Source organism: Erwinia psidii (assembly GCF_003846135.1).
Taxonomy (GTDB): Bacteria; Pseudomonadota; Gammaproteobacteria; order Enterobacterales; family Enterobacteriaceae; genus Erwinia; species Erwinia psidii.
Genome location: NZ_RHHM01000002.1, coordinates 183,978 through 203,805 on the forward strand (window position 1 = coordinate 183,978; position 19,828 = coordinate 203,805).

At 54.6% G+C, this 19,828-nt stretch carries 16 protein-coding genes and 2 pseudogenes; 9 read left to right on the forward strand and 9 right to left on the reverse strand.

Annotation, left to right across the window (positions count from 1 at the left end; translation table 11 throughout):
* Positions 1-136: 136 nt before the first annotated feature.
* The 6 genes and pseudogenes from EB241_RS03535 (at position 137) to EB241_RS03560 (ending at position 5,704) form a co-directional block, all read left to right on the forward strand.
* On the forward strand, positions 137-1,162 hold the full coding sequence (locus tag EB241_RS03535) for an ABC transporter substrate-binding protein (protein WP_124231835.1): 1,026 nt from the start codon (positions 137-139) through the stop codon (positions 1,160-1,162).
* A complete protein-coding gene (locus EB241_RS03540) occupies positions 1,149-1,979 on the forward strand; it encodes an ABC transporter ATP-binding protein (protein WP_124231836.1) in 831 nt (276 codons plus the stop codon). The genes EB241_RS03535 and EB241_RS03540 overlap by 14 nt, the downstream gene beginning before the upstream one ends.
* The gene (locus EB241_RS03545) at positions 1,969-2,805 is read left to right on the forward strand and encodes an ABC transporter permease (protein WP_199737300.1); all 837 of its coding nucleotides are present in this window, start codon (positions 1,969-1,971) and stop codon (positions 2,803-2,805) included. The genes EB241_RS03540 and EB241_RS03545 overlap by 11 nt, the downstream gene beginning before the upstream one ends.
* Before the next feature lie 53 nt (positions 2,806-2,858).
* Positions 2,859-3,002, forward strand: a pseudogene (locus tag EB241_RS21285) (amino acid ABC transporter ATP-binding protein); the annotation flags it as partial.
* Between the two features lie 568 nt (positions 3,003-3,570).
* Entirely contained in the window at positions 3,571-5,229 is a 1,659-nt protein-coding gene (locus EB241_RS03555) for a methyl-accepting chemotaxis protein (protein ID WP_124231837.1), read from the forward strand.
* Positions 5,230-5,386: 157 nt separating this feature from the next.
* Entirely contained in the window at positions 5,387-5,704 is a 318-nt protein-coding gene (locus tag EB241_RS03560) for a hypothetical protein (RefSeq protein WP_124232029.1), read from the forward strand.
* A 64-nt stretch (positions 5,705-5,768) separates the two neighbouring features.
* On the opposite strand, the gene EB241_RS03565 is transcribed toward EB241_RS03560, so the two are convergent.
* Together EB241_RS03565 and rcnR are read right to left on the reverse strand one after the other, a co-directional pair.
* A complete protein-coding gene (locus EB241_RS03565; RefSeq protein ID WP_124231838.1) occupies positions 5,769-6,167 on the reverse strand; it encodes a rhodanese-like domain-containing protein in 399 nt (132 codons plus the stop codon).
* Between the two features lie 69 nt (positions 6,168-6,236).
* On the reverse strand, positions 6,237-6,509 hold the full coding sequence (rcnR, locus tag EB241_RS03570; RefSeq protein ID WP_124231839.1) for a Ni(II)/Co(II)-binding transcriptional repressor RcnR: 273 nt from the start codon (positions 6,507-6,509) through the stop codon (positions 6,237-6,239).
* Positions 6,510-6,609: 100 nt separating this feature from the next.
* Here rcnR and EB241_RS03575 point away from each other — a divergent pair, with 100 nt between their 5' ends.
* From EB241_RS03575 to EB241_RS03585, 3 genes and pseudogenes are all read left to right on the forward strand, one after another.
* Positions 6,610-7,707, forward strand: coding sequence for a nickel/cobalt efflux protein RcnA (locus EB241_RS03575; protein WP_124231840.1), 1,098 nt, complete (start codon positions 6,610-6,612; stop codon positions 7,705-7,707).
* 449 nt (positions 7,708-8,156) lie between these two features.
* On the forward strand, positions 8,157-8,735 hold the full coding sequence (locus EB241_RS03580; protein ID WP_124231841.1) for a TetR/AcrR family transcriptional regulator: 579 nt from the start codon (positions 8,157-8,159) through the stop codon (positions 8,733-8,735).
* A 733-nt stretch (positions 8,736-9,468) separates the two neighbouring features.
* Positions 9,469-10,349: pseudogene (locus tag EB241_RS03585) on the forward strand (iron-containing redox enzyme family protein).
* A 69-nt stretch (positions 10,350-10,418) separates the two neighbouring features.
* On the opposite strand, the gene EB241_RS03590 reads toward EB241_RS03585, so the two are convergent.
* The 7 genes from EB241_RS03590 to EB241_RS03620 are packed head-to-tail and all read right to left on the reverse strand — an operon-like array spanning position 10,419 to position 19,827.
* Positions 10,419-10,889, reverse strand: coding sequence for an OsmC family protein (locus EB241_RS03590; RefSeq protein ID WP_124231842.1), 471 nt, complete (start codon positions 10,887-10,889; stop codon positions 10,419-10,421).
* A gap of 21 nt (positions 10,890-10,910) precedes the next feature.
* Positions 10,911-11,939, reverse strand: a complete 1,029-nt coding sequence (locus tag EB241_RS03595) for a C45 family autoproteolytic acyltransferase/hydolase (RefSeq protein WP_124231843.1) — start codon at positions 11,937-11,939, stop codon at positions 10,911-10,913.
* Positions 11,936-12,547, reverse strand: a complete 612-nt coding sequence (locus tag EB241_RS03600; RefSeq protein ID WP_124231844.1) for a GNAT family N-acetyltransferase — start codon at positions 12,545-12,547, stop codon at positions 11,936-11,938. Before EB241_RS03600 ends, EB241_RS03595 begins: the two co-directional genes overlap by 4 nt.
* Before the next feature lie 24 nt (positions 12,548-12,571).
* A complete protein-coding gene (locus EB241_RS03605) occupies positions 12,572-12,844 on the reverse strand; it encodes an acyl carrier protein (protein WP_124231845.1) in 273 nt (90 codons plus the stop codon).
* Complete coding sequence (locus EB241_RS03610) at positions 12,834-14,351, reverse strand: AMP-binding protein (protein WP_124231846.1); 1,518 nt, start codon at positions 14,349-14,351, stop codon at positions 12,834-12,836. Before EB241_RS03610 ends, EB241_RS03605 begins: the two co-directional genes overlap by 11 nt.
* Complete coding sequence (locus EB241_RS03615) at positions 14,348-17,599, reverse strand: non-ribosomal peptide synthetase (protein WP_124231847.1); 3,252 nt, start codon at positions 17,597-17,599, stop codon at positions 14,348-14,350. Before EB241_RS03615 ends, EB241_RS03610 begins: the two co-directional genes overlap by 4 nt.
* Entirely contained in the window at positions 17,596-19,827 is a 2,232-nt protein-coding gene (locus tag EB241_RS03620; protein ID WP_124231848.1) for a class I tRNA ligase family protein, read from the reverse strand. The genes EB241_RS03615 and EB241_RS03620 overlap by 4 nt, the downstream gene beginning before the upstream one ends.
* Between the last annotated feature and the right edge of the window lies 1 nt (position 19,828).

Here is a 19,828-nt window from a genome sequence, read left to right on the forward strand (position 1 = left end):
AGCCGTAACGGCAGGCAGCAATAATCGTTAATTACCGGACGTTTATGGTAATTATTCCTATTGATTTCGTTACCCTCTGTAAATAAATTAAAAATCCTGATTTATCCAATAATATTTACTGAAAAAGGTGATAGCGATGAAATCCTTACTGACAGGGCTGCTGGCCGGTTTAATGCTGTTCAGTCTTAATGCTGCCTCTTCTGGCCTGCCGCTGGAAAAGCCCCGCCTCACCATTGCCGTCGGAGGAAAAAGCGTTTTATACAACCTTCCCCTGACGATTGCAGAGCGGAAAGGCTATTTTAAAGAAGCAGGCTTACAGGTTGAGATTGCGGATTTTGCGGGCGGTGGAAAAGCGTTGCAGGCCCTGGTGGGCGGCAGTGCGGATGTGGTCAGCGGAGCCTATGAACACACCATCACCTTACAGAGTAAAAACCAATACATTACCGCATTTATCATGACCGGGCAGGCCCCGGAAATTGTGGTTGCCGTGTCGCGCAAGGCAATACCTGATTACCATCAGATCAGCGATCTGAAAGGCAAGAAAATTGGCATCAGCGCGCCTGGCTCTTCCACCAACATGGTAGCGAATGTCCTGCTTGCCAAAGGAGGGCTAAAACCCGGCGACGTTTCCTTTATTGGTGTCGGTACCGCCGCGGGTGCCGTGGACGCCCTGCGCGCCGGACGCATCGATGCCATCGCCAACACGGAACCGGTTATCTCTCTGCTGGAGAAAAACCACGACATTACCGTCATTGCGGATACCAGAACGGTAGCAGGTACCGAAGCCCTGTTTGGCGGACCGATGCCCGCTGGCTCGCTCTACGCTAAAGCGTCATTTCTTGACAACAACCCGGCCACCGTTCAGGCCCTCACCACCGCGATGCTGAAAGCCCTTCGCTGGCTACAGACGGCTTCCCCGGAAGAGGTCGCGGCTGTGGTACCTGAAAGCTATCTGCTGGGGGATGCGGCCCTGTATAAAACAGCCTTCAGTCATATACGTCCGGCCCTTTCCCGCGATGGTCTGTTTACGCAAAAAGCCACTGAAACCGCGCTGAAAGCACTTTCTACGTTCGATCCCACCATCAGGCCAGAACATATCGATCTCTCACGGACCTGGACCAATCGCTATGTGACTGAGGCACTGCGTAATGAGCAGAAATGAGGCGGCTGAGACGGCACTTCAGCTGCACGCTGTTTCATACAGTTATGGTCAGTCCCGTTTACAGGCGGAAAAAACGGTGCTGGCCGAAACCAGTCTGAACATCTCTGCCGGAGAATTTGTCTCGGTGGTGGGGCCAACAGGGTGTGGTAAATCCACCCTGTTGAAACTGTGCGCTGGCCTGCTTGCTCCGTCATCCGGCGAGGTCAGGGTCTTTGGCAAACCGCTGAAGGGGATTAATGCACACGCGGGATATATGTTTCAGGATGAAGTATTACTGCCCTGGCTAACCGTGCTGGAAAATGTGGTGCTTGGCCTGGGCTACCGTAATAAGCCAGTGGCGGAATCAGATGCGTTGGGCAGATTGTGGTTGACCCGGGTGGGATTAAGCGCGGTTGCCGATCGCTACCCTTCACAACTGTCCGGCGGGATGCGTAAACGGGTGGCGCTGGCACAAACCCTGATTCTGGAGCCTGACATTATTCTGATGGATGAGCCATTCTCGGCTCTGGATATTCAGACCCGTCAGCTAATGGAAAATGAATTGCTGACGCTGTGGGATAAAAAACGCAGCGCGGTGCTGTTTATCACGCACGATCTGGACGAAGCCATCGCGCTGGCGGACAGGGTTATTGTCCTGTCCGCCGGACCGGGGACACATCCGATCGGTGAGTTTTCCGTTCCCCTTTCCCGGCCGCGTGATGTAACAGAAATCCGTACCTGCCCGGAGTTTGTGGCGTTGCATAAGAGCATCTGGCATGTTCTTCGTGACGAAGTCCTGAAAAGTTACCAACATAATTTATGTCATCATGATGAATAATAATTCCGGGGTAAAACCGGCTTTACTGGTAGTGGGAAAGCTCTCCGTATTCCTTGCCACCGTTGCCGTTTGGGAGCTGTTATCCAGAAACCCACAAATGGCCTTTTTCTTTGGTGACCCAAAGCAGGTGATGACCGTTCTCTGGCAATGGTTCACTGAAGGTGACGGGGTTCTGGACATCAGCTGGGGCGATCACGTTCTCTGTTCGTTGCATTTTCCGGCACAAATTTATCCCCACCTCATTATTACCCTCACCGAAACCATGTTGGCATTTGTCACCGGCACGATTATGGGCATGGTCGCAGGACTTTTGCTGGGGATTAGCCCACTGCTGTCTGCCATTTTCTCACCCTATATCAAGGCATTGAACGCGTTACCGCGTGTCATTCTTGCCCCAATATTTGCGATGCTGTTTGGACTGGGTATCTGGTCAAAAGTCGCTTTTGCCATCACGCTGGTGTTCTTTGTGGTCTTTTTTAACGTCTGGCAGGGGGTTCGTGATGTTAATCCTGTTTTGCTGGATAATGTTCGTATGCTGGGGGCGAATAAGCGTCAGCAGTTAAAAACGATCTACCTTCCGTCGGCCACATCATGGGTATTCTCAAGTTTGCATATGGCTATCGGTCTGGCTTTCGTCGGCTCGGTGGTTGGAGAATATCTTGGTTCATCCAGAGGCATCGGCTACCTGATCCTTCAGGCTGAAGGCAGTTTCGATATCAATACCATACTGGCCGGCACATTATTGCTGACCCTGTTTGCGTTGCTGTTAGACTCGCTGATCAATATCATTGAGAATTATGCCTTTAAATACAGGCAGGTTAAATAATCAGGCAGAGAAAACACCACGCAATACGATGCTCTTCGGAGCGTCAGTAAAACATGAATTTTGCCAGGGAGGTAGCTGATACCATCTGGTTTGTGGATCAGGGACAGATTCTGGAGAAAGCCCAACCGGATAATTTTTTCACAATGCCACAGCATCCACGCGCAGGCCGCTTTCTCAGCGGCCTGCGCGTGCATTAAGGTGTTTTGTGGGTGGCATCACAGGGTATTTTCCGCTGCGACACCCTCACGTTATATACCGCTGAATGCGGATGTTCAAAAAGCTGGAATAAATACATTGCACTAACAGGGCCGTCGGTTTACTTAACGGACGTAATAAAAATCGCGTTTTTTATTATTGACCTTTGCAGGTGTAAGCTGAAATAAAGGTTTATTGTCCGGCAACACCCGCCCGACATGACTGTTTTCACCGGTAAACATCCCGTAAGCTGGCTACCGATGAATGTAGCGTTCGCGGTAAGATTTTTGTGCTGACTTACGCCCAAATACGCTACGGAGTGTTCCAGCGTGTCGGAGAGCAGACTCAGCGCTGTTCACCATGGTTATCACTTTTTAGCCATCGTTCGTCTCATAATATTCCCACCACCGCGTCAACGTTTTTCGACGCAATTCGGCTAATGGAAGCTGCTAGTGCCATCGAATGGCTATAATTTATGTTTCTACTGGCAGTGCCGATAACGTTGATACCTTTTAAAAATTGTTACAGGTACGCCAACATCACGCCCAGCGTCCAATCAGGTGGAATATCATGACGATTACTCAACGGCTGTTACTGGCCTTCTCACTCCTCTCCGCATCGCTTATTGCAGCATCGGTGGTCGCTGTTCTGGTCACAACCGGTTTTCAGTCACGTTTTCAGTATGTTCAGAATAATACCGTGCCTTCACTTATCGACCTTGGCAAGATGGTAGATGGCGGTAACGAACTGATCATCTGGATGTACCGGCACCAAAGCGCCACCGATCTGGCCCGACAGGCTGAAGTCGAAAAACACATCAATGAACAGATTAGCGGCATGAGAGCCCTCAACCAGTATTATCTGGAACATGACATCTCCAATGACGAAGATCGGCGATTAACGCAGTCGGCCTTTGTCCTCCTTAAGCAGATTGAGGATGAAATGCCGCCGTTTCTGCAGGCCTCACGGGCTCAGAACGATAAGGTCTCCCTGACGGAACTTCAGGCGGACACCGGCGTGGGTGAAGCAACACGTCAGCTGATTGCCGGCTATAAAAAACAGCTTCAGCTGAACGTCGACATTGGTGGATCGCTCAATAACGAAAATACACGTATCTACCAGCGCACCTTCTGGAGCATGATCGTCGGTTCCACTCTGGCTATTCTGCTTTTGGGGACCTTTGCGATAAAAATCATTCTCAGCATTCGCAAAAACCTCAACGATATGCGCTCGACGATGGAAAATGCCAGCGCCCGCCTGGATCTGACCCTGCGTGCGGACGACTCCCGCAAGGATGAGATTGGTCTGACGGCAAAAGCATTCAATCATCTGGCGCAGAATGTCGCCACGTCGCTGCTTTCCGTCAGCGCATCATCCCAGTCGGTCAGCACTGCATCCGCCCAGATATCCGCAGGAAATGAGGACCTGTCTTCCCGCACGGAACAGCAGGCGGCCTCTCTGGAACAGACGGCGGCGAGTATGTCAGAACTGAGTGAAACGGTGCGTCAGACCGCTGAGAATACCCGTATGGCAAGCCAGCTTTCGCAGAACGCCCGTAAAATTTCCGATGACAGTTCGACCAGGGTCAGCACCATGCTGGGCACCATGTCTGACATCAGAAACAGCTCGGCAAAAATCACCGATATCATTTCCCTGATTGAAGGCATTGCTTTTCAGACCAACATTCTGGCGCTTAACGCGGCGGTGGAAGCCGCACGGGCAGGAGAACAGGGCCGGGGATTTGCCGTGGTGGCTGGCGAAGTGCGCAATCTTGCACAGCGCTCTTCTGCCTCCTCCCGTGAAATCAAAGAGCTGATTGAATCTTCCATGCGCTTTGTGGAAGCAGGCGCTAACCAGGCCGCGGACGTTGAAAAGAACATGACCGAGATGAATGACGCCATTCGTCAGGTTGCCGATCTGGTCAATGAGATTTCAGCGGCGGCAGAAGAACAGACCCAGGGTATCGGCCAGGTTCATTTGGCCATTAACCAGATGGACGATGTGACGCAGCAGAACGCGGCGCTGGTCGAGGAAGCATCAGCCGCCTCACGCTCCCTGATGGAACAGGCTACGGTACTCAACGAACTGGTCACCACCTTTATCATCAGCGCCCCGACGCAGACTCCCCCTCCTCTGCTGGCGAAACCTGCGGAGAAAATCCAGCCCATTGCCAGGCTGCCTGAGAAAAAAGTCACGGCGGACGATGAAAATAACTGGCAAAGTTTCTGAATTCGCACGGCGGTATCCGTCGCTCACCCGACCGATACCGCCAGATCCGGTTATAATGACACCTTTGTTATGGCATCCTGACCATTCCTGCCCACTGGCCGAAGATGAAGACCACCCGGCCTGGGTTTTATGTGCCGTTAATAAGGAGTATGCGACGATGAAAAAGCGACTCAGGTTGCTGTGTTACAGCCTGTTGCTGACGCCAATACTGGTATCAGCGGCGGGCTGGCCCCCGGAGAGCGGGGCAAAAGTAGCGGGGAATGCTCAGGAATACCCGACAAAGCTTGAGGCGGTTAATCAGTCGCTGGAGCAACTGCTTAATGGTGGCGCCAGGATTGTTTCCAGCGCGCTGTCCACCGATGGGCCGGTCGTCACCCTGAGCCACAGGAAAAAGTCCGTTATCTGCCTGGTTAAAGCGGCGGGCACCGGCAGCGATCAGAATGTGGCCACCTCACGCTGCTATGCCCTGAACTGAATGACAAAGCCCAGCAGGCCATTACGGTAGCAGTGCCGTAATGGCCTGAGTCTTAACGATAAGCTCAACAGCCGCAGGCAACCGGAGTGCCCTCGCGGCCCTCATCCCCTTCAGTGGCATAGCCATCGCGCTTCCACCAGTCCAGTCCCCCGGTCAGTTCTTTCACCGTAAAGCCCAGCGTCAGAAGCTTTATTGCGGTTTTGACCGAGGCGTTACAGCCGATACCATCGCAATAACAAATCAGTGTCGCGGAGCTGTCCAGTTCCGTGGTGGTATTGCTGCAAATCTCTCTGTGGGGCAAATTAATCGCGCCGGGAATATGTTCGCGCTGGTAAGCCTCTTTGCTGCGTCCATCCACTATCACCACCTTCTCACCCGCGCCCAGTGCCCTGAACAAATCCCATGAGTCTGTTTCATAAGCAAGTTTTTTCTGATAATAAGCCAACTGTTCAATTGCAGACATAACCCACCTCATCATAAAAAGGGATATTCATTATCAGTATCCACAGGACTGACGTCCGCCGTCGGCTCGTCACTTAATATAAGAATCCAGTACGCGCAACACAACGACAAGATCCTCTTCTCGCTTCGCCACTTCATCTTCATAAACAATGTGTTCGGTAAGGTGTCCTTTAATCACTTCACGCATTAATCCATTTACTGCGCCACGTATGGCCGCAATCTGTTGCAGTACGGCAGTACATTCATGAGGTTCATCAAGCATTTTATTCAGGCCGACTACCTGTCCCTGAATCATACTGACACGGGCTTTCAGCTTTTTTTTATCACGAAGGGTATGTGACATCTTGCTCTCTCATCGCCATAAATTTCGGCAAAGTGTAGCACTTGAAAATACTGGGGGGGAGTAGGATTATCTCTCCTTTGGCTATTAAGAACTTATTCTCATGACCGAATTCACCATCCTCCTTCAACAGGGCAACGCGTGGTTTTTCATTCCTGGCGCTATCCTGCTCGGCGCGCTTCATGGGCTGGAGCCGGGACATTCCAAAACGATGATGGCCGCCTTTATTATCGCCATCAAAGGCAGCGCACAGCAGGCGGCAATGCTGGGTCTGGCCGCGACAGTCTCACACACGGCGATCGTCTGGATAATCGCCTTTGCGGGTATGTATATCAGCAACCGGTTTACCGCTGACTCGGCCGAACCCTGGCTACAGCTGATTTCCGCGGCGATTATCCTTGCTACCGCACTCTGGATGTTCTGCACCACGCTGAAAGGAGAGCGGGACTGGCGGAAAGCGCAACGGGAAACGGCACATCATCACCATGATGAAAAACCGATCGATACCGGTCACGGTCGCGTGGCCCTTTCTCTTGGCGAGCGGGGGCGCGCTTATCACTGGCGTTTACGCACGTTGAGTGGCAGTCCGTGGCAAGCCAGTGACGTGTCGCTGGTGACAGATCGCGGTAACGGGCCTTTTTCTCAGGTTTTTCATTTTGTCGATCGTGGGGATTATCTGGAATCCGAATTACCCGTACCCGAACCACACCCTGTTAAGGTGCGTCTGTCACTGGGCCATCGCGGACATGTTCATCATTATGAACTGGTGTTTGGTGAGCACGACGGCGCGGAGCAGAACGGTCTGAACAGCAATGCAGAAGAGTATCAGGATGCCCACCAGCTGGCTCATGCCCGCGATATCCAACGCCGCTTTAATGGCAGGGAAGTGACTGACGCACAGATCCTGTTATTCGGCCTGACCGGCGGACTGATCCCCTGCCCCGCCGCCATTACCGTGTTGTTAATCTGCATTCAGCTTAAAGCGCTGGTATTAGGCGCAACCATGGTGATTTGCTTTAGTATTGGGCTGGCACTGACTCTCGTTACGGTGGGGGTGGCCGCGGCACTGAGTGTCCGCCAGGCTGCCCGCTGGCCCGGTTTTGCTATTATCAGCAAAAAAGCGCCGCTGCTCTCCAGCCTGCTGATGGCCGCCGTGGGGGTTTATATGGCCATTCACGGCTGGAATGGGTTGATGCGATAATTTTTTGGCTGGATTGCAGGCGTGGTGTTAACCACGCTCTGCGCCTTCCCTGTCGCCCATCGGCAAGTTACCTCCTGCGCTGTTTACAGCGATTGGTATAAACACCGTGGCAACCTGCCAGCCGCATCAGAACCGGGTGCGCCAGTACCAGTGATAAGCTGCGGTTCGGGGCATTAAGCATGATGAATTTCAGCGCGGTGATTTATATTCCGTATAGCTGTGATTATTCTGGCAATAACAGGAAAATACAGGAAAGCCGACAGGCATGAATAGATGTTAAGTAACAAAAAGTTAAGACTGGCCTTACCGGTATTTATTTTTGATACCAGGGTATTTATATTTACATCATATTCATTTAGTTACAATTGCAGGATTGTTAGTTTTAAACATAAAAAAAGGTGTGATACAATAGAAAGTTAAGCGTTTGTTTTATTATCACAGGCAGTCAGATGAAAGCGAAATTACAAAATATTATCAATTCTTCAATGGTCCTCTTTAACCGGGAAGGTTATCAGGCTCCTACCATTGATAAGATTACTGAAGCATCTGGCGTGTCAAAAATGACTTTTTACCGTTATTTCCCGGATAAAGAGTCGTTAATTATAACTGTTCTTGAAAAAAAACGTGCTCAGTTTATTAATGAGCTGAAAGAAATTACTGAAGCAGAGTCTGAAATAAAAAATAAGCTCTTTGCTATTTTTAGATATTACAACAGCTGGTTTTACACTCCCGAATTCAACGGCTGCATGTTCAACCGGGCAGTGGTCGAATTTGGCGACGGCTCTCCCGTTTTAAAAGAGATTAACCTTAAGTTTCGGGCAGATTTGCAGGCCCTGATCTATGAGATCCTTTGCCGCTGCCTGAACCCTGAACCCGCCAACCGGGTCTCCTTTACCATCATGATGCTGATTGACGGTGCCATCGCGGCCAGTCAGTCAGAAGGCATCGCTAATATTGAAAACTCCCCCGCCCTGACCGCCTGGTCTACCACCAAAGCCCTCATTTTTTCTGAGGGCGGTACTGTTTAAATAGCGGTTTTGAATAGTAGATCACTGGGTAACCAGTGGTGATTGTTTCATGAATTCTGACGACAACTTTGCAGCGTTGATAGCACCGGCTTTCATTGTGCAAAGCGGGCTATCCCTTGTGCAACAGGACTTACGTAAAGTGTAGTGGTATCAGGAACAGTCAGTTAATCCATCCCAGCAGAAAAGAGATCGTTGAATAAAGGCCCTGCAGTTAACCAGCCGGGTCTGCCGGTGTTATATTCTGCACCCGGAATGGCTGATTATTGGTATAAAAAGCAGCCAGCAGCTATTTCCAACCTGAACCGGTTGAAAACCCTACCCCCCAGCCGACGTAATATCATGTAAGGCGATGTAGCTGCCACAGGTCGGCCTGGAATACTTTCACATTGACATAGCTTTAATCTGAAAAATAGTAAACGGTAAGTTAATCTTAATTTTCACGTAATGATGGTAAATGTCCGAAACGCATCCGGGTATCACCTGTAAAAATAACCGTCAGAATATCGAATAATACTCCCCTTTGCCTGGTTATAGACATCACCGATTTTCAGTCATACCTTGTATTCTTAGCATCAGCAATCTCCCTGTAAAGAAGGTAGCCTATGAATATTCTCGCTGAAGATATAATAAATAAATTCTGCCTCAATGAGCCTGATCACTTACCTCTGGCGGAAATTATTCACTCTCTGGCCAACCAGGGCAGTTTGCCCACGATTTATCGACATTACCCGCAATTGCCCGAAAACTTGCAGCCCAGACCGCCAGAATACTGAGCCTGTCACTCAACGATATTAATCAGGCAGCCAGACGTGACATGCTGCTGGCGCTGTTTATTCTTTATCAGTCACATCCTGCCGAGCCGCTCTCCGCCCAGAGTCGTAATCAGTTCGACCCGGTGCTGATCCATACCCGACAGACGCTGGAATCTGTCTGACTGAGTAACGAAATAAACCTTGCCTGCACGCCCGTTCCCGATCTTTCACCCGAAAATATCGTCACCGCGTTAACCTCACTATGGTCCGGGCACGCGGCCGCCAGCCATCCGCTGTTTGATTTCCTGGCGACGGACGCCAGTGCAACGCAAATCAATTACTTCTTTAAAAGTGACAGTGCGCTGAACTTACTGTTTTTCGAGTTGGTTGCCATAACGCTGGTGGGTTCTTTCCCGGAAACCAGAGCGGAAATCAGCCACAACCTGTGGGATGAAATTGGCCAGGGCAGCAATGAATTTACCCATGTCAATCTGTATAAAGACCTGCTGGTACGCCGGGGCATTGATCTTCCCGATGACCATTTCACGCCTCTCTATGAATGGCAGGGGCTGGCAGGTTACAACCTGTTTATGGCGGGGGCGTAACGCGTCAGCATTATTACAAGCTGACCGGCATGATGGCAATGACCGAGCTTTATCCTTCACACTATCAAAAGCTGGCAGCCGGCTGTAAACGTATCGGCCTGAGCGAACGTGACATTCACTATTACAGTGAACATATTAGCGTTGACGTAGCCCATGCGGATGGCTGGCTGAACAATGTCATTTTGCCGATATCGGTAAAGCATCCGGCCGCAATGACGGAAATTTATCACGGTGCGCTGCTCAGACTGCAAAGATGACTACGATTATCTGCTGGCAACGTTGCCGTTACTCCAGCAGTGACCCGCGCTGGCCCGCGCGGATGCACCTCAGGCCGGTGTGTTGCTCACTGAGCCTTTAATACTGATGTCAAACGCCAGCGAGTTAGCAATATAGCATTTGCTGTGAGCCAGTTCGTGCAGCGACTGGGCCAGCGCCGGGTCGCCTTCCGGGGTGAGCGTCACTGCCGGTCGCAGTTCTGCCGAGATAAATTTGCCGCTTTTTTCATCCATCGTTGCCACCGGATTATCGCTGTATTTCACCACGCACAGACCGGCATCCGCACACAGGTGCAGATACCACAGCTGATGGCAGGCAGAAATGGATGCCAGCAGCAGCTCCTCCGGGTTCCAGCATGTTTCTTTACCCAGGAAGGCCGGATCGGCAGAGCCGTTAAGGGTTTTCCCCGCCGCGCCGTTAACCGTAAATTCACGGGCGTAGGAACGATAGTCACGGGTGCCAACGCCCAGGTTGCCCTGCCATTCCAATGCAACCTGATAGTGATGCAACTTTTCAGCCATTGTGTTCTCCAGACGGCAAGATTAAAGAGAGAATGAGTGTGTGGCAGAATGAGCAGGATTACCAGCACGCAGCTGCATTATGCCCTGCTGTGGCAGCAATACCACCGCGGCAACGGTTCGCTCACGCCGGATATCCCCGCTGTCTGCCACGCACACCGGCGGCGTGCTGAACAGTTCGAAGCACATGTCAGGCCGGATAGTTGACTGCTGCAAAAACGCGTTGGTCTGCTCCAGCCTTCGCCGGGAACCGTTCCCGGAAAAAATATTGATAGCATCCTGCCGGACAAAATCACCATGCAGAAAATGATTGGTGTGCGCGGTCAACGTACCCCGCTCCGTGATACGCAGCTGATTATCAAGACTTTCGACGCAAACCGCCTGCTGCCCGTCGCAAAAGGTAAACGATCGGGAACTGGACAGCGGCAGCGCCGCAAGAGTTTCCAGCGCTTCGTCAACGCTGGCGCAGTGGTCAAGCAGATGGCGGATTGCCAGATAAGGCGGAATGCCCTCCTGCCAGCGCCCGCCCAGCACCATATTCAGCCCGACGGCCAGCCCGGAACTGTTAACGCCAAGATAGCCGAGCAACCCGGCAAAACTCAGTACCAGCGCACGACGCTGCGGTGTACTGATATGTAAAACGCGGATAAAATCATCCAGATTGCCATTGAGATCCACCGTCTGGGCCAGCAGCGGCTCGCCTTTGTGCGACGCCAGCGTCGAACAATCACCGCCGGTGGTGACGCGGTTGTAACCCAGCACTTCCCGCCGCAGTTGCAGCAGCCAGGCAAGGTCGTAAGGGATCCCCGCTCCGATGGCCAGCCCTTCAATTTCTTCCGCCATGTCGGGCAAAAAACGGTTCACCAGCGTACGATAAGCGGCGATTTTTTCGCGCAGGCCATCCAGTGACAACGGCAGGTCGCTGAGCGGCTGCAACCGGCACAGTCCGTCATCGGCAAACTGCCGCAACGCATCGCGACACTGTTCGCCATGCTGAATGCCCCGCGACAGGGCATCTCCTTCAAGATGGACAATCCAGCCATCAGCACTCATGCTGTCGCCGCCTGCGTGGCGGACTGCCCGGCCTGCAGCATCGCTTTCACGCCAGGCCATTCGCTGGCCAGCACGCTGTAAAAAATCGCGTCGCGGCGGCGATCGTCCGGCATAAAGTTAAAGCTGCGTAGCGTACCCTCTTCCGTCGCGCCGATATTACGTAGCCCGGCACGGGCCCGGCTGTTGAGCACGTCGGTTTTGAACTCTACCCGGATAGCCTTCAGCGTTTCGAAGGCATGGCGCATCAGCAAATATTTCGCCTGGCGATTAATACCCGTACCGCGAAAGGCTTCGCCCAGCCACGACCAGCCAATCTCCAGTCGTGCCTCCTGCTCGACCATATTGCCAATGCTCATGCTCCCGGCGATCTGCCCGGACGCTTTATCAACCACCGTAAACACCGCGCGGCTACCCGCCGCCTGATCGTGCAGCATGGCGTTGAAAAACGTCTCAAACTGCGCGTCGCTATCAACGCGAAACACAAAGTACTGCCAAATCTGGCTGTCCCGCGCCAGTTCACGCATCGCCTGGCGATCGTCTTCCTGCACCGCTCTTAATACTACCCGGTCATTGGTAAGTGTTGCCGTGGCGTTCTGGTTCCAGCTCATTTGTCCTGCCCTTTGACGGTGGTGTTATTTCGTACTGTGTTTGTTGAGGATCTGGCAGACATCGGCCAGGCTGTGCATGTTTGCAAGGTCTTCTTCAGTCAGCAAACCCAGACTGATATCCATCTCATTACAAAGTGAGGTAATGAACAGGATCTTATTCAGCGACGTCAGTCCCCAGGCATCGCGCATGTTCAGGGACGCATCCAGCTGTTCTGCGGCGACTGGCGTAGTCAGCGTGGCAGCGAGGTTTTTACGGGCGGCGGACTCCAACGGCGAGAGGGCAGTTTCAGTGTGCATAAACAGTTTCCTTAACAGAGGTGACGAGTTGTTGCTGATAGCGCTCAAAAATCATTTGACGCAGTGGTTTGAACTGTGATGACAGCAGGCCGTTTTCGATGGTGAACGGCTCGCTGGCAATAATGTAGCGGGCGACATATTCATCTTTTTCTGCCGCCGCATTGGCGTTTTTTACCCAGGCGGCGATGCTGGCGACATCAGCGGAGGCGCTGACCGGCGAGATTACCGCCACCAGATCGGTCTGCTGCGGACTGAAAATCACGCATTCCGCAATCAGCCCGCTGTTTTTCAGCCGCGCCTCTATCGGCTGCACATCGATCTTTTTACCATTATCCAGCACGATAACGTTGTCAGCCCGGCCTTTGATGTAGAGAAAGCCCTCTTCATCAAGCCAGCCCAGATCGCCGGTACGCACGCCGCCGTCGGGGGTGAACATTTTTTCCGATGCCCCCGGCTGAGCATAGAGATAGCGCGTGTTGACCGGGTAGCGGCTGTGAACAATAATCGCGCCCTGTGCGTCGATCTCCACCCGCTTCTCCGGCAGCACTTGCCCGACGCTGCCGGGACGGCTGGCTGCCGGATGATTCTTGGTCACGATGCAGGTTTCATTCATGCCATAGCCTTCAAACAGAGGCAGCGCAATCTGATGGAACAGGCGCACCGTGCCGGGATCGGCCGGTGCCGATCCGGTCCACAAATAGCGGATTTTATTACCGAACAGGCGCTGCCCCTTCGCGGTCATCGCCGCCATGTCGCCGTCCTGTTGCTCAATATGCCGTCGTGCGGCATCAAAGAACGCCGGTACGCCCATCACCACAGTCGGATTAAGCTGTGGCATTACGATAAAGGCCGACTGATAGTTGGTCAGAATGGTGTCATGACCAAATTTCAACGCCGAATAGATCCAGTAACGCTGCTGCAACAGTGACAGCGGCAGGAACACCAGCAGGCTGTCGTGCGGACCGTGGGTAAACAGGGTTTGCACATCGCGCAGGGAAGAATCAATGCTGCCAACCGTGGCGGCCAGCCCTTTCGGCACGCCGGTAGAGCCAGAGGTAAATTTCACCGTCGTCGTTTCATCAGCGGCATAACTGACCGGCGGCAGCGCGGCCGGTTGCCCGGTAAGGAAGGCGGCGATCTCGTTAATATGACGCAGGCTGGCCGCCTCGCGGTTGTGCGGCTTATCGGTAAACAGCCACTTCAGCTGATAACGCCCGGCCAGTGCTTGCGTTGCCTCAAACTTTCCCGGATCGAAACCCGCCGTGCGCACTTTGATACGCAGTGCCGCCAGATCGAGCAGCACCCACTCAAGGCAATTATCGGCCAGGATACCCAGCGTATCCCCGGCACGGACGCCCTGTGCCAGCAGACCATTCGCCACGCGCCCTGCCATCTCATACAGTTCGCTCAGCGGGATCGTCCTGCGCCCGCCAAGGGTGGCGACAATCAGGTTTCCGCCCTGCTCAGGCGGATGATTAACGATGTCATTAATCAGGGATACGCTCATTCACTGTTTCCTCGTGTCGCAATATGGGCAGCCATGCTTTGCACGGTATTAAACTGATAAATGGACTCCAGCGGCAGCGAAACCCCGAAGGTTTTACGCACCACGGTAAGAATGCGCAAGGCACTCAGTGAGTTACCGCCGACGCTAAAAAAGTCATGGGTTCGGCTGAGCTGGCTGGCTGGCAAAACAGACTGCCAGATGCCCTGCAACTGATTTTCAATGGCGCTGTTTTCTGCAACAGAGGCGGCCGGCGCGGCTGCTTCGTTCAGTGAGAACTGAGCGAGCGCTTTGCGGTCCACTTTCAGATTGCGGTTCAACGGCAGTGCCTGATGCCAGCAAAAACGTGACGGGATCATGTAATCCGGTAGATGCTGGCGGAGCGCCTGACGCATCCGCTCCGGGTTCAGCCCGGCGTCGTCCCCCACCAGATGCGCCACCAGAATGTCACCGCTGGCACTTTTCGCCGCAACCACCGCCGCCTCGCTGATCCCCGTCAGTTTCACCAGCGCGGCCTCAACGTCGCCCGCCTCAATGCGGTAGCCGTTCAGCTTGATCTGTAAATCCACCCGACCAAGGATCTCAATATTGCCGTCGGGCAGGTAGCGCCCCAGATCGCCGGTACGGAAGTAACGGGGTTGATCGCCCGTGGCTTGTGCGTAACGTTCGCGGGTGCGTGTCTCATCACGCCAGTAGCCCGGCGTAATGCCCGCTCCGCTGGCAAGGATCTCCCCGGCCACCCAGTCAGGGCAATGTGTCCCCTGAGGATGACAAATCAGGCACTGGTTATTGGCGTTTGGACGACCATAAGGAATGATCCCGGCGGCACAATCCTCAGCGCTGATGGGATGGCAGATATTCCAGATGGTGGTTTCGGTTGGTCCCCCCAGCGACCACTGACGGATGGCGGGCTGTTGCACCGCGATCGCCGCCGGCAGATCCGGTGGGATGCGATCGCCACTCATCATCAGCAGGCGTAGCGAGGAAGGCATCGCGTCGCTGTAATCGTGCATCATGCGAACAATCGCAGGCACCGAGTTCCATACACTGACACGGTATTTCGCACAGAGCTGTCCCCAGTGTTCAGCGTCACCGCTTTTATCCGCATCCGGGATAGCCAGCGCCGCCCCCGCCGACAGCGCGCCAAAGAGATCCCATACCGAAAGATCAAAATTGAACGCGCTGATGGCGAAAAAGCGATCTTCCGGCACGATGTTAAAACGCCGCTGGCAGTCATCCAGCACGTTAATCACATTGCGGTGAGTCACCATCACGCCTTTCGGCTGCCCGGTGGTGCCGGAGGTATACAACACATAGGCGAGATCGTCTGGTGATGCGCCCGGATCGCGCGGCGGCAGTGTGTAGGTTCCGGGCTGCGGGTAGCGCAAATCAAACTGCGGCAAACCGCACGCCAGATCAACGTTGGTCAGTACCAGGCGCACCTCGCCATCCCGCAACATAAAGTCACGACGGGCGGCGGGCAAACCGGCATCGATGGGCAGATAGGCTGCCCCGGCCAGCACAATCGCCAGAATGCCGATCGCATGCTCCGGCGAACGATCCGCCACCAGGCCCACCAGCGTATTGCGTTCAACGCCCTGCGATTTCAGCCACTGCGCCGCCTCGGCTACCCGATTACAGAGTTCGCCATAGCTAAGCTGACGGTCCAGCGTACAGAGCGCCAGCGCGGCGGGCTGCTGGCGCGCGCGAACGGCAAAATCATCTCCCAGCAGGCGCGGCGTCACCGGCATCTGCGTGGCGTTGACCGCATCGCGGCGCTGGCGCTGGTCGTCCGGCAACAGATCAAACTGCAACTGCTGCCAGCCGTGTGGCTGGCAGAGCTGGTTAAGCATTCGCTGATAACCCGCCGCCAACGCCGTCAGGAAACCGGTCGGAAAGCTGGCATCAACGCCATCCAGGCGGATAATCAGCGCGCCATGCTGTTCAAAGACAAACGCGTCCAGCAGCACCTGCGGCGTCTGGCTGATGCTAAACACCTCTTCACCAAATTGCGTTAGCGCATCGCCATTCACGCCTTCCAGTGCACCCAGCGTGCAGTTAAAGGTGCAGGGCATCCGGGCGGCAGCCAGCCCGCGCTGACGGGCCAGCGCCTGCATCACCTCAATGCCGGAAAAATGGCGATGATCGACATCCTGATGCAGGCGACGTTGCAGCACGCTGGCCCGTTCAGGGAAGGTCAGCTGCGGATCGCGCGTTACCTCCACCAGCAACGGTGCGGAGAACGGTCCGATGGTACGGAACGCCTGAGGGTGGATTGGGCGGCGTTCCGACACGGTAACGTTAAGGGTGAAATGTTCCCCGGCCCCCCACTGATAAAGCGTCTCGGCATACGCGGCCATCAGCACCGTTGCAGGCGTCAGCTGCTGCGCACGGATATGCCTCTGCAACTGCTGCCACGCGGTGGCGTCAAGAGACACCACCCGCTGGCTGAAACGCGCTGGCTGGGAAGTAGCCTGCGCGGTTTGCGGCAGTTCGGGCGCGGACGGCAGCGTGGGGATGCGGGCTAACCAGTAATCCCGCGAACGCTGCCATGCAGCCTTGCCACGTTCAGTTTGCAGCGCATCAATATGGCAATCGAACGCCAGATAATCAGCAGCGTCTGCCTCACCCTGATAATGACGGTGCCAGTGATGGAACAGCAAAAACATGCTGATACCATCAATAATCATGCCGTCATGATTGATACAGAGCACCATTTGGTTAGCGGCCAGCAGGATGAGATCCACCCGCAACAGTGCCTCTTCCGGCGCCAGCACCAGGTGTGATTTCTCCTCACGCAGACGCGCCCGTGCCTGCTGCTGCTGTTGCGCTGTCAGCCCACGCAGATCGTGGCGGGTGATAGCGGGCACCTCATCACTGATAAACTGCGCGTTGTCATCCACCATACGCAGCCGCAACGCCGAATGCGCCGCTATCACCCGCTGCAACGCCATCTCCAGCCGCTCAGGCTGCCAGCATCCTTCAATTTCATGATAAACCTGGTTCGCCACGCCACCGCCGTCAAACAGCGATGAACGTCCACGGTAATAAGCCTGCTGGAGCGGCGTCAGCGGGAAGCTGGTCGTCCGCTGTTGCAGCCAGTTCAGCAGAGCTGACTTATGTTCCCGCAGCGACGCCACCAGCGATGGCGCGATATTTTGCGTGGCACCTTCCAGTTTCAGATTACCGTCGAGCAGGCTTATCTTCAGGCCCGCCTGCTCAACCTGCTTTAGCAGTGTTGCGGGAGTCATGCGGTCACTCCCTTCGCCGCACTGCTTTGCTGGCGCACCACCTCACCCGCTACCTTATCCAGCGGCTGGTTGAGCAGGAATTCCAGCGGGATATCCGCCTGCATTTCGTTCAGCAGATAATATTGCAGCGTCACCGCCATCAGCGAGGTCGCCCCCAGCTCTGCCAGTCGCTGTGCCGGCTGTGCGTCAACGTTGGGCAGCAGCGTGGCAAGTTTTTCATGCAGCCAGGCCCAGTGCGGCGTATCCTGCTGCGCATCAGGATCGCTGAAAAAGCGGACCTGGTGCAGGGTAATGGCGTTGCCCGGCGTGACAATCTCTGCCTGTTGTGGCCAGGCACTGCCGCCGGTATTGCCCAGCGCCGCCGCCAGACGGTCGGCAAAACGCGGCATCAGCGGTTGCGCAATACGTGAAAGCAGCTGTGCCGCCGCCAGCTCCAGCGCCAGTGACGTGCGGTATTCATCTTTCCAGGCTGGGATTGCCGCCAGCCGCTGTTGGGATTGCGAAAAGACAAGGGTGTCCTGCACCAGCATTTTCAGCTGCTGCGCTGCACGACGCAGTGAGAAACCATCGCGGTTCAGCGCGTCGGTGATCCGCTGCAGGTGCCCGTTAAGCTGCGCCCAGAAGGCCACCTGCTCTTTGGTCCAGATCCCGGCGTCCGGTGCCTGACCGGCAAAAAGGCGCTCGGTACGCTGACCGAGATCGTGCAGCCAGCCTTGCCATTCCCCAAGCAATGTCTGGCGTAGTTCCGTCTGATAGGCCGCCAGCTGGAAATTGGTACGCGTCTGCTCAGGACGGGTAAGGCTCAGGTAGAAGCGTACGGCATCAACGCTTTCCGGGGTGAGGATCTCTTTGCCCCAAACGGCATGGCGGCGACTGGTGGAGAATTTTTTCCCGTCAAGCAGATAGAATTCGTTGTGGTGATAATCGATATCCGGCTGCCAGTCCGGGTAAGCCAGTCGGTAAAGCACCGGATAAAGAATGCTGTGATAGAAACTGTTGTCATAGCCAAAAAAGTGGACAATTTTCCAGCTGGCATCCGGCTGGTCAGCTTTCCAGGGTTGATTAACCTTTTTCCCCAACTGTTCAATGTCCCAGAGAAAGCCGTAACTCATTTCCGGCCACACCCAGATAACCTGTCCCTCGCCTTCCGCTTCAGCCGGTGCTATCCCCCAGCCGGACGGATGGGACATCGGCACATCCAGCGAACCCCGGCTGAACACCCGTTGTGCCAGCTCGCGCATTCTGGCCGGTACGCGGCCTGTTTTATGGTGTTCTTCTACCGCGCTGGCAAACTGATGCAGCGGCAGCATATAGCGCTTCACCGGGGTATTGTGCGGCGCAAGCTGGCTGGCTTTGGTAATGGGCGCGCCGAGATCGGTCACCACGTTCGGCTCACCGCACTCCTCACAAATATTGCCGTTGGTGGCATTGCCACAGCCCGGACAGGCACCGGCAACGTCCACCTCATACAGATAGTGGCCGCTGTCCCGATCGCACAGCGCCGGAGCCTCGCGCATCTGCACCTCACCGCTCTGCACCAGACGGCTGAAGAAACGCTGTGCACCGTCGGCATAGCCTTCAGCATCGTTGGTCACCGTATAGTGATCCAGCTCAATATCCATCATGCTCAGGGTTTGACGGATCTCCTGGGAGTAATAACGCGCCACCTCCGCCGGGGTTGAACCCTCACGGTGAGCCAGCGCAACCACATAGCTCTGGAAATCATCGGAACCGGTCATGTGCCAGGCCTGATTGCCCAGCAGCCGCTGGTAGCGCACAAAGGCATCGGCTCCGAGATAAGGGCCGGAGAGATGTCCCAGATGCAGATCGCCGTTTGGCGTCGGCGGCGTGGAGAAAACAAACTGCGGACGTGCCGGATCCTGGCGCGCCTGCGAGGCGGCCGACCGTGCAGCGCTGGCGGCGTCACGGCGGTACTGCAAAAAGAAAATCAGGTCCGCGTTGCCGGTGTTTTCCAGTACGTGAGATTCAAAAGGAGCAAACTGCGCCACGCTACCGGCTTTCACCGCGTGACTGTGGCCATCAACCAGTAAGGTGCCTTCGCCGCTGACGATGACAAACATCTCTGTCTCATCATGCTGATGGCTGGCAGAGCGCTCACCCGGCGCGACCTTGCCCCAGCCAGCGGGAAAATCCAGTCCGTCAAGATGACTGATCTCAATATCAAACATCCGGGCCATTTCTGCGTTTTCTAAATGATGAATCACCATG

Coding starts and splice junctions, on each gene's coding strand:
- EB241_RS03595 (WP_124231843.1), bottom strand. CDS start 11,939: ATGAGTGCTGATGGCTGGATTGTCCATCTTGAAGGAGATGCCCTGTCG.
- rcnR (WP_124231839.1), bottom strand. CDS start 6,509: ATGTCACATACCCTTCGTGATAAAAAAAAGCTGAAAGCCCGTGTCAGT.
- EB241_RS03555 (WP_124231837.1), top strand. CDS start 3,571: ATGACGATTACTCAACGGCTGTTACTGGCCTTCTCACTCCTCTCCGCA.
- EB241_RS03575 (WP_124231840.1), top strand. CDS start 6,610: ATGACCGAATTCACCATCCTCCTTCAACAGGGCAACGCGTGGTTTTTC.
- EB241_RS03590 (WP_124231842.1), bottom strand. CDS start 10,889: ATGGCTGAAAAGTTGCATCACTATCAGGTTGCATTGGAATGGCAGGGC.
- EB241_RS03620 (WP_124231848.1), bottom strand. CDS start 19,827: ATGGTGATTCATCATTTAGAAAACGCAGAAATGGCCCGGATGTTTGAT.
- EB241_RS03535 (WP_124231835.1), top strand. CDS start 137: ATGAAATCCTTACTGACAGGGCTGCTGGCCGGTTTAATGCTGTTCAGT.
- EB241_RS03600 (WP_124231844.1), bottom strand. CDS start 12,547: ATGAGCTGGAACCAGAACGCCACGGCAACACTTACCAATGACCGGGTA.
- EB241_RS03610 (WP_124231846.1), bottom strand. CDS start 14,351: ATGAGCGTATCCCTGATTAATGACATCGTTAATCATCCGCCTGAGCAG.
- EB241_RS03580 (WP_124231841.1), top strand. CDS start 8,157: ATGAAAGCGAAATTACAAAATATTATCAATTCTTCAATGGTCCTCTTT.
- EB241_RS03540 (WP_124231836.1), top strand. CDS start 1,149: ATGAGCAGAAATGAGGCGGCTGAGACGGCACTTCAGCTGCACGCTGTT.
- EB241_RS03545 (WP_199737300.1), top strand. CDS start 1,969: ATGATGAATAATAATTCCGGGGTAAAACCGGCTTTACTGGTAGTGGGA.
- EB241_RS03615 (WP_124231847.1), bottom strand. CDS start 17,599: ATGACTCCCGCAACACTGCTAAAGCAGGTTGAGCAGGCGGGCCTGAAG.
- EB241_RS03605 (WP_124231845.1), bottom strand. CDS start 12,844: ATGCACACTGAAACTGCCCTCTCGCCGTTGGAGTCCGCCGCCCGTAAA.
- EB241_RS03560 (WP_124232029.1), top strand. CDS start 5,387: ATGAAAAAGCGACTCAGGTTGCTGTGTTACAGCCTGTTGCTGACGCCA.
- EB241_RS03565 (WP_124231838.1), bottom strand. CDS start 6,167: ATGTCTGCAATTGAACAGTTGGCTTATTATCAGAAAAAACTTGCTTAT.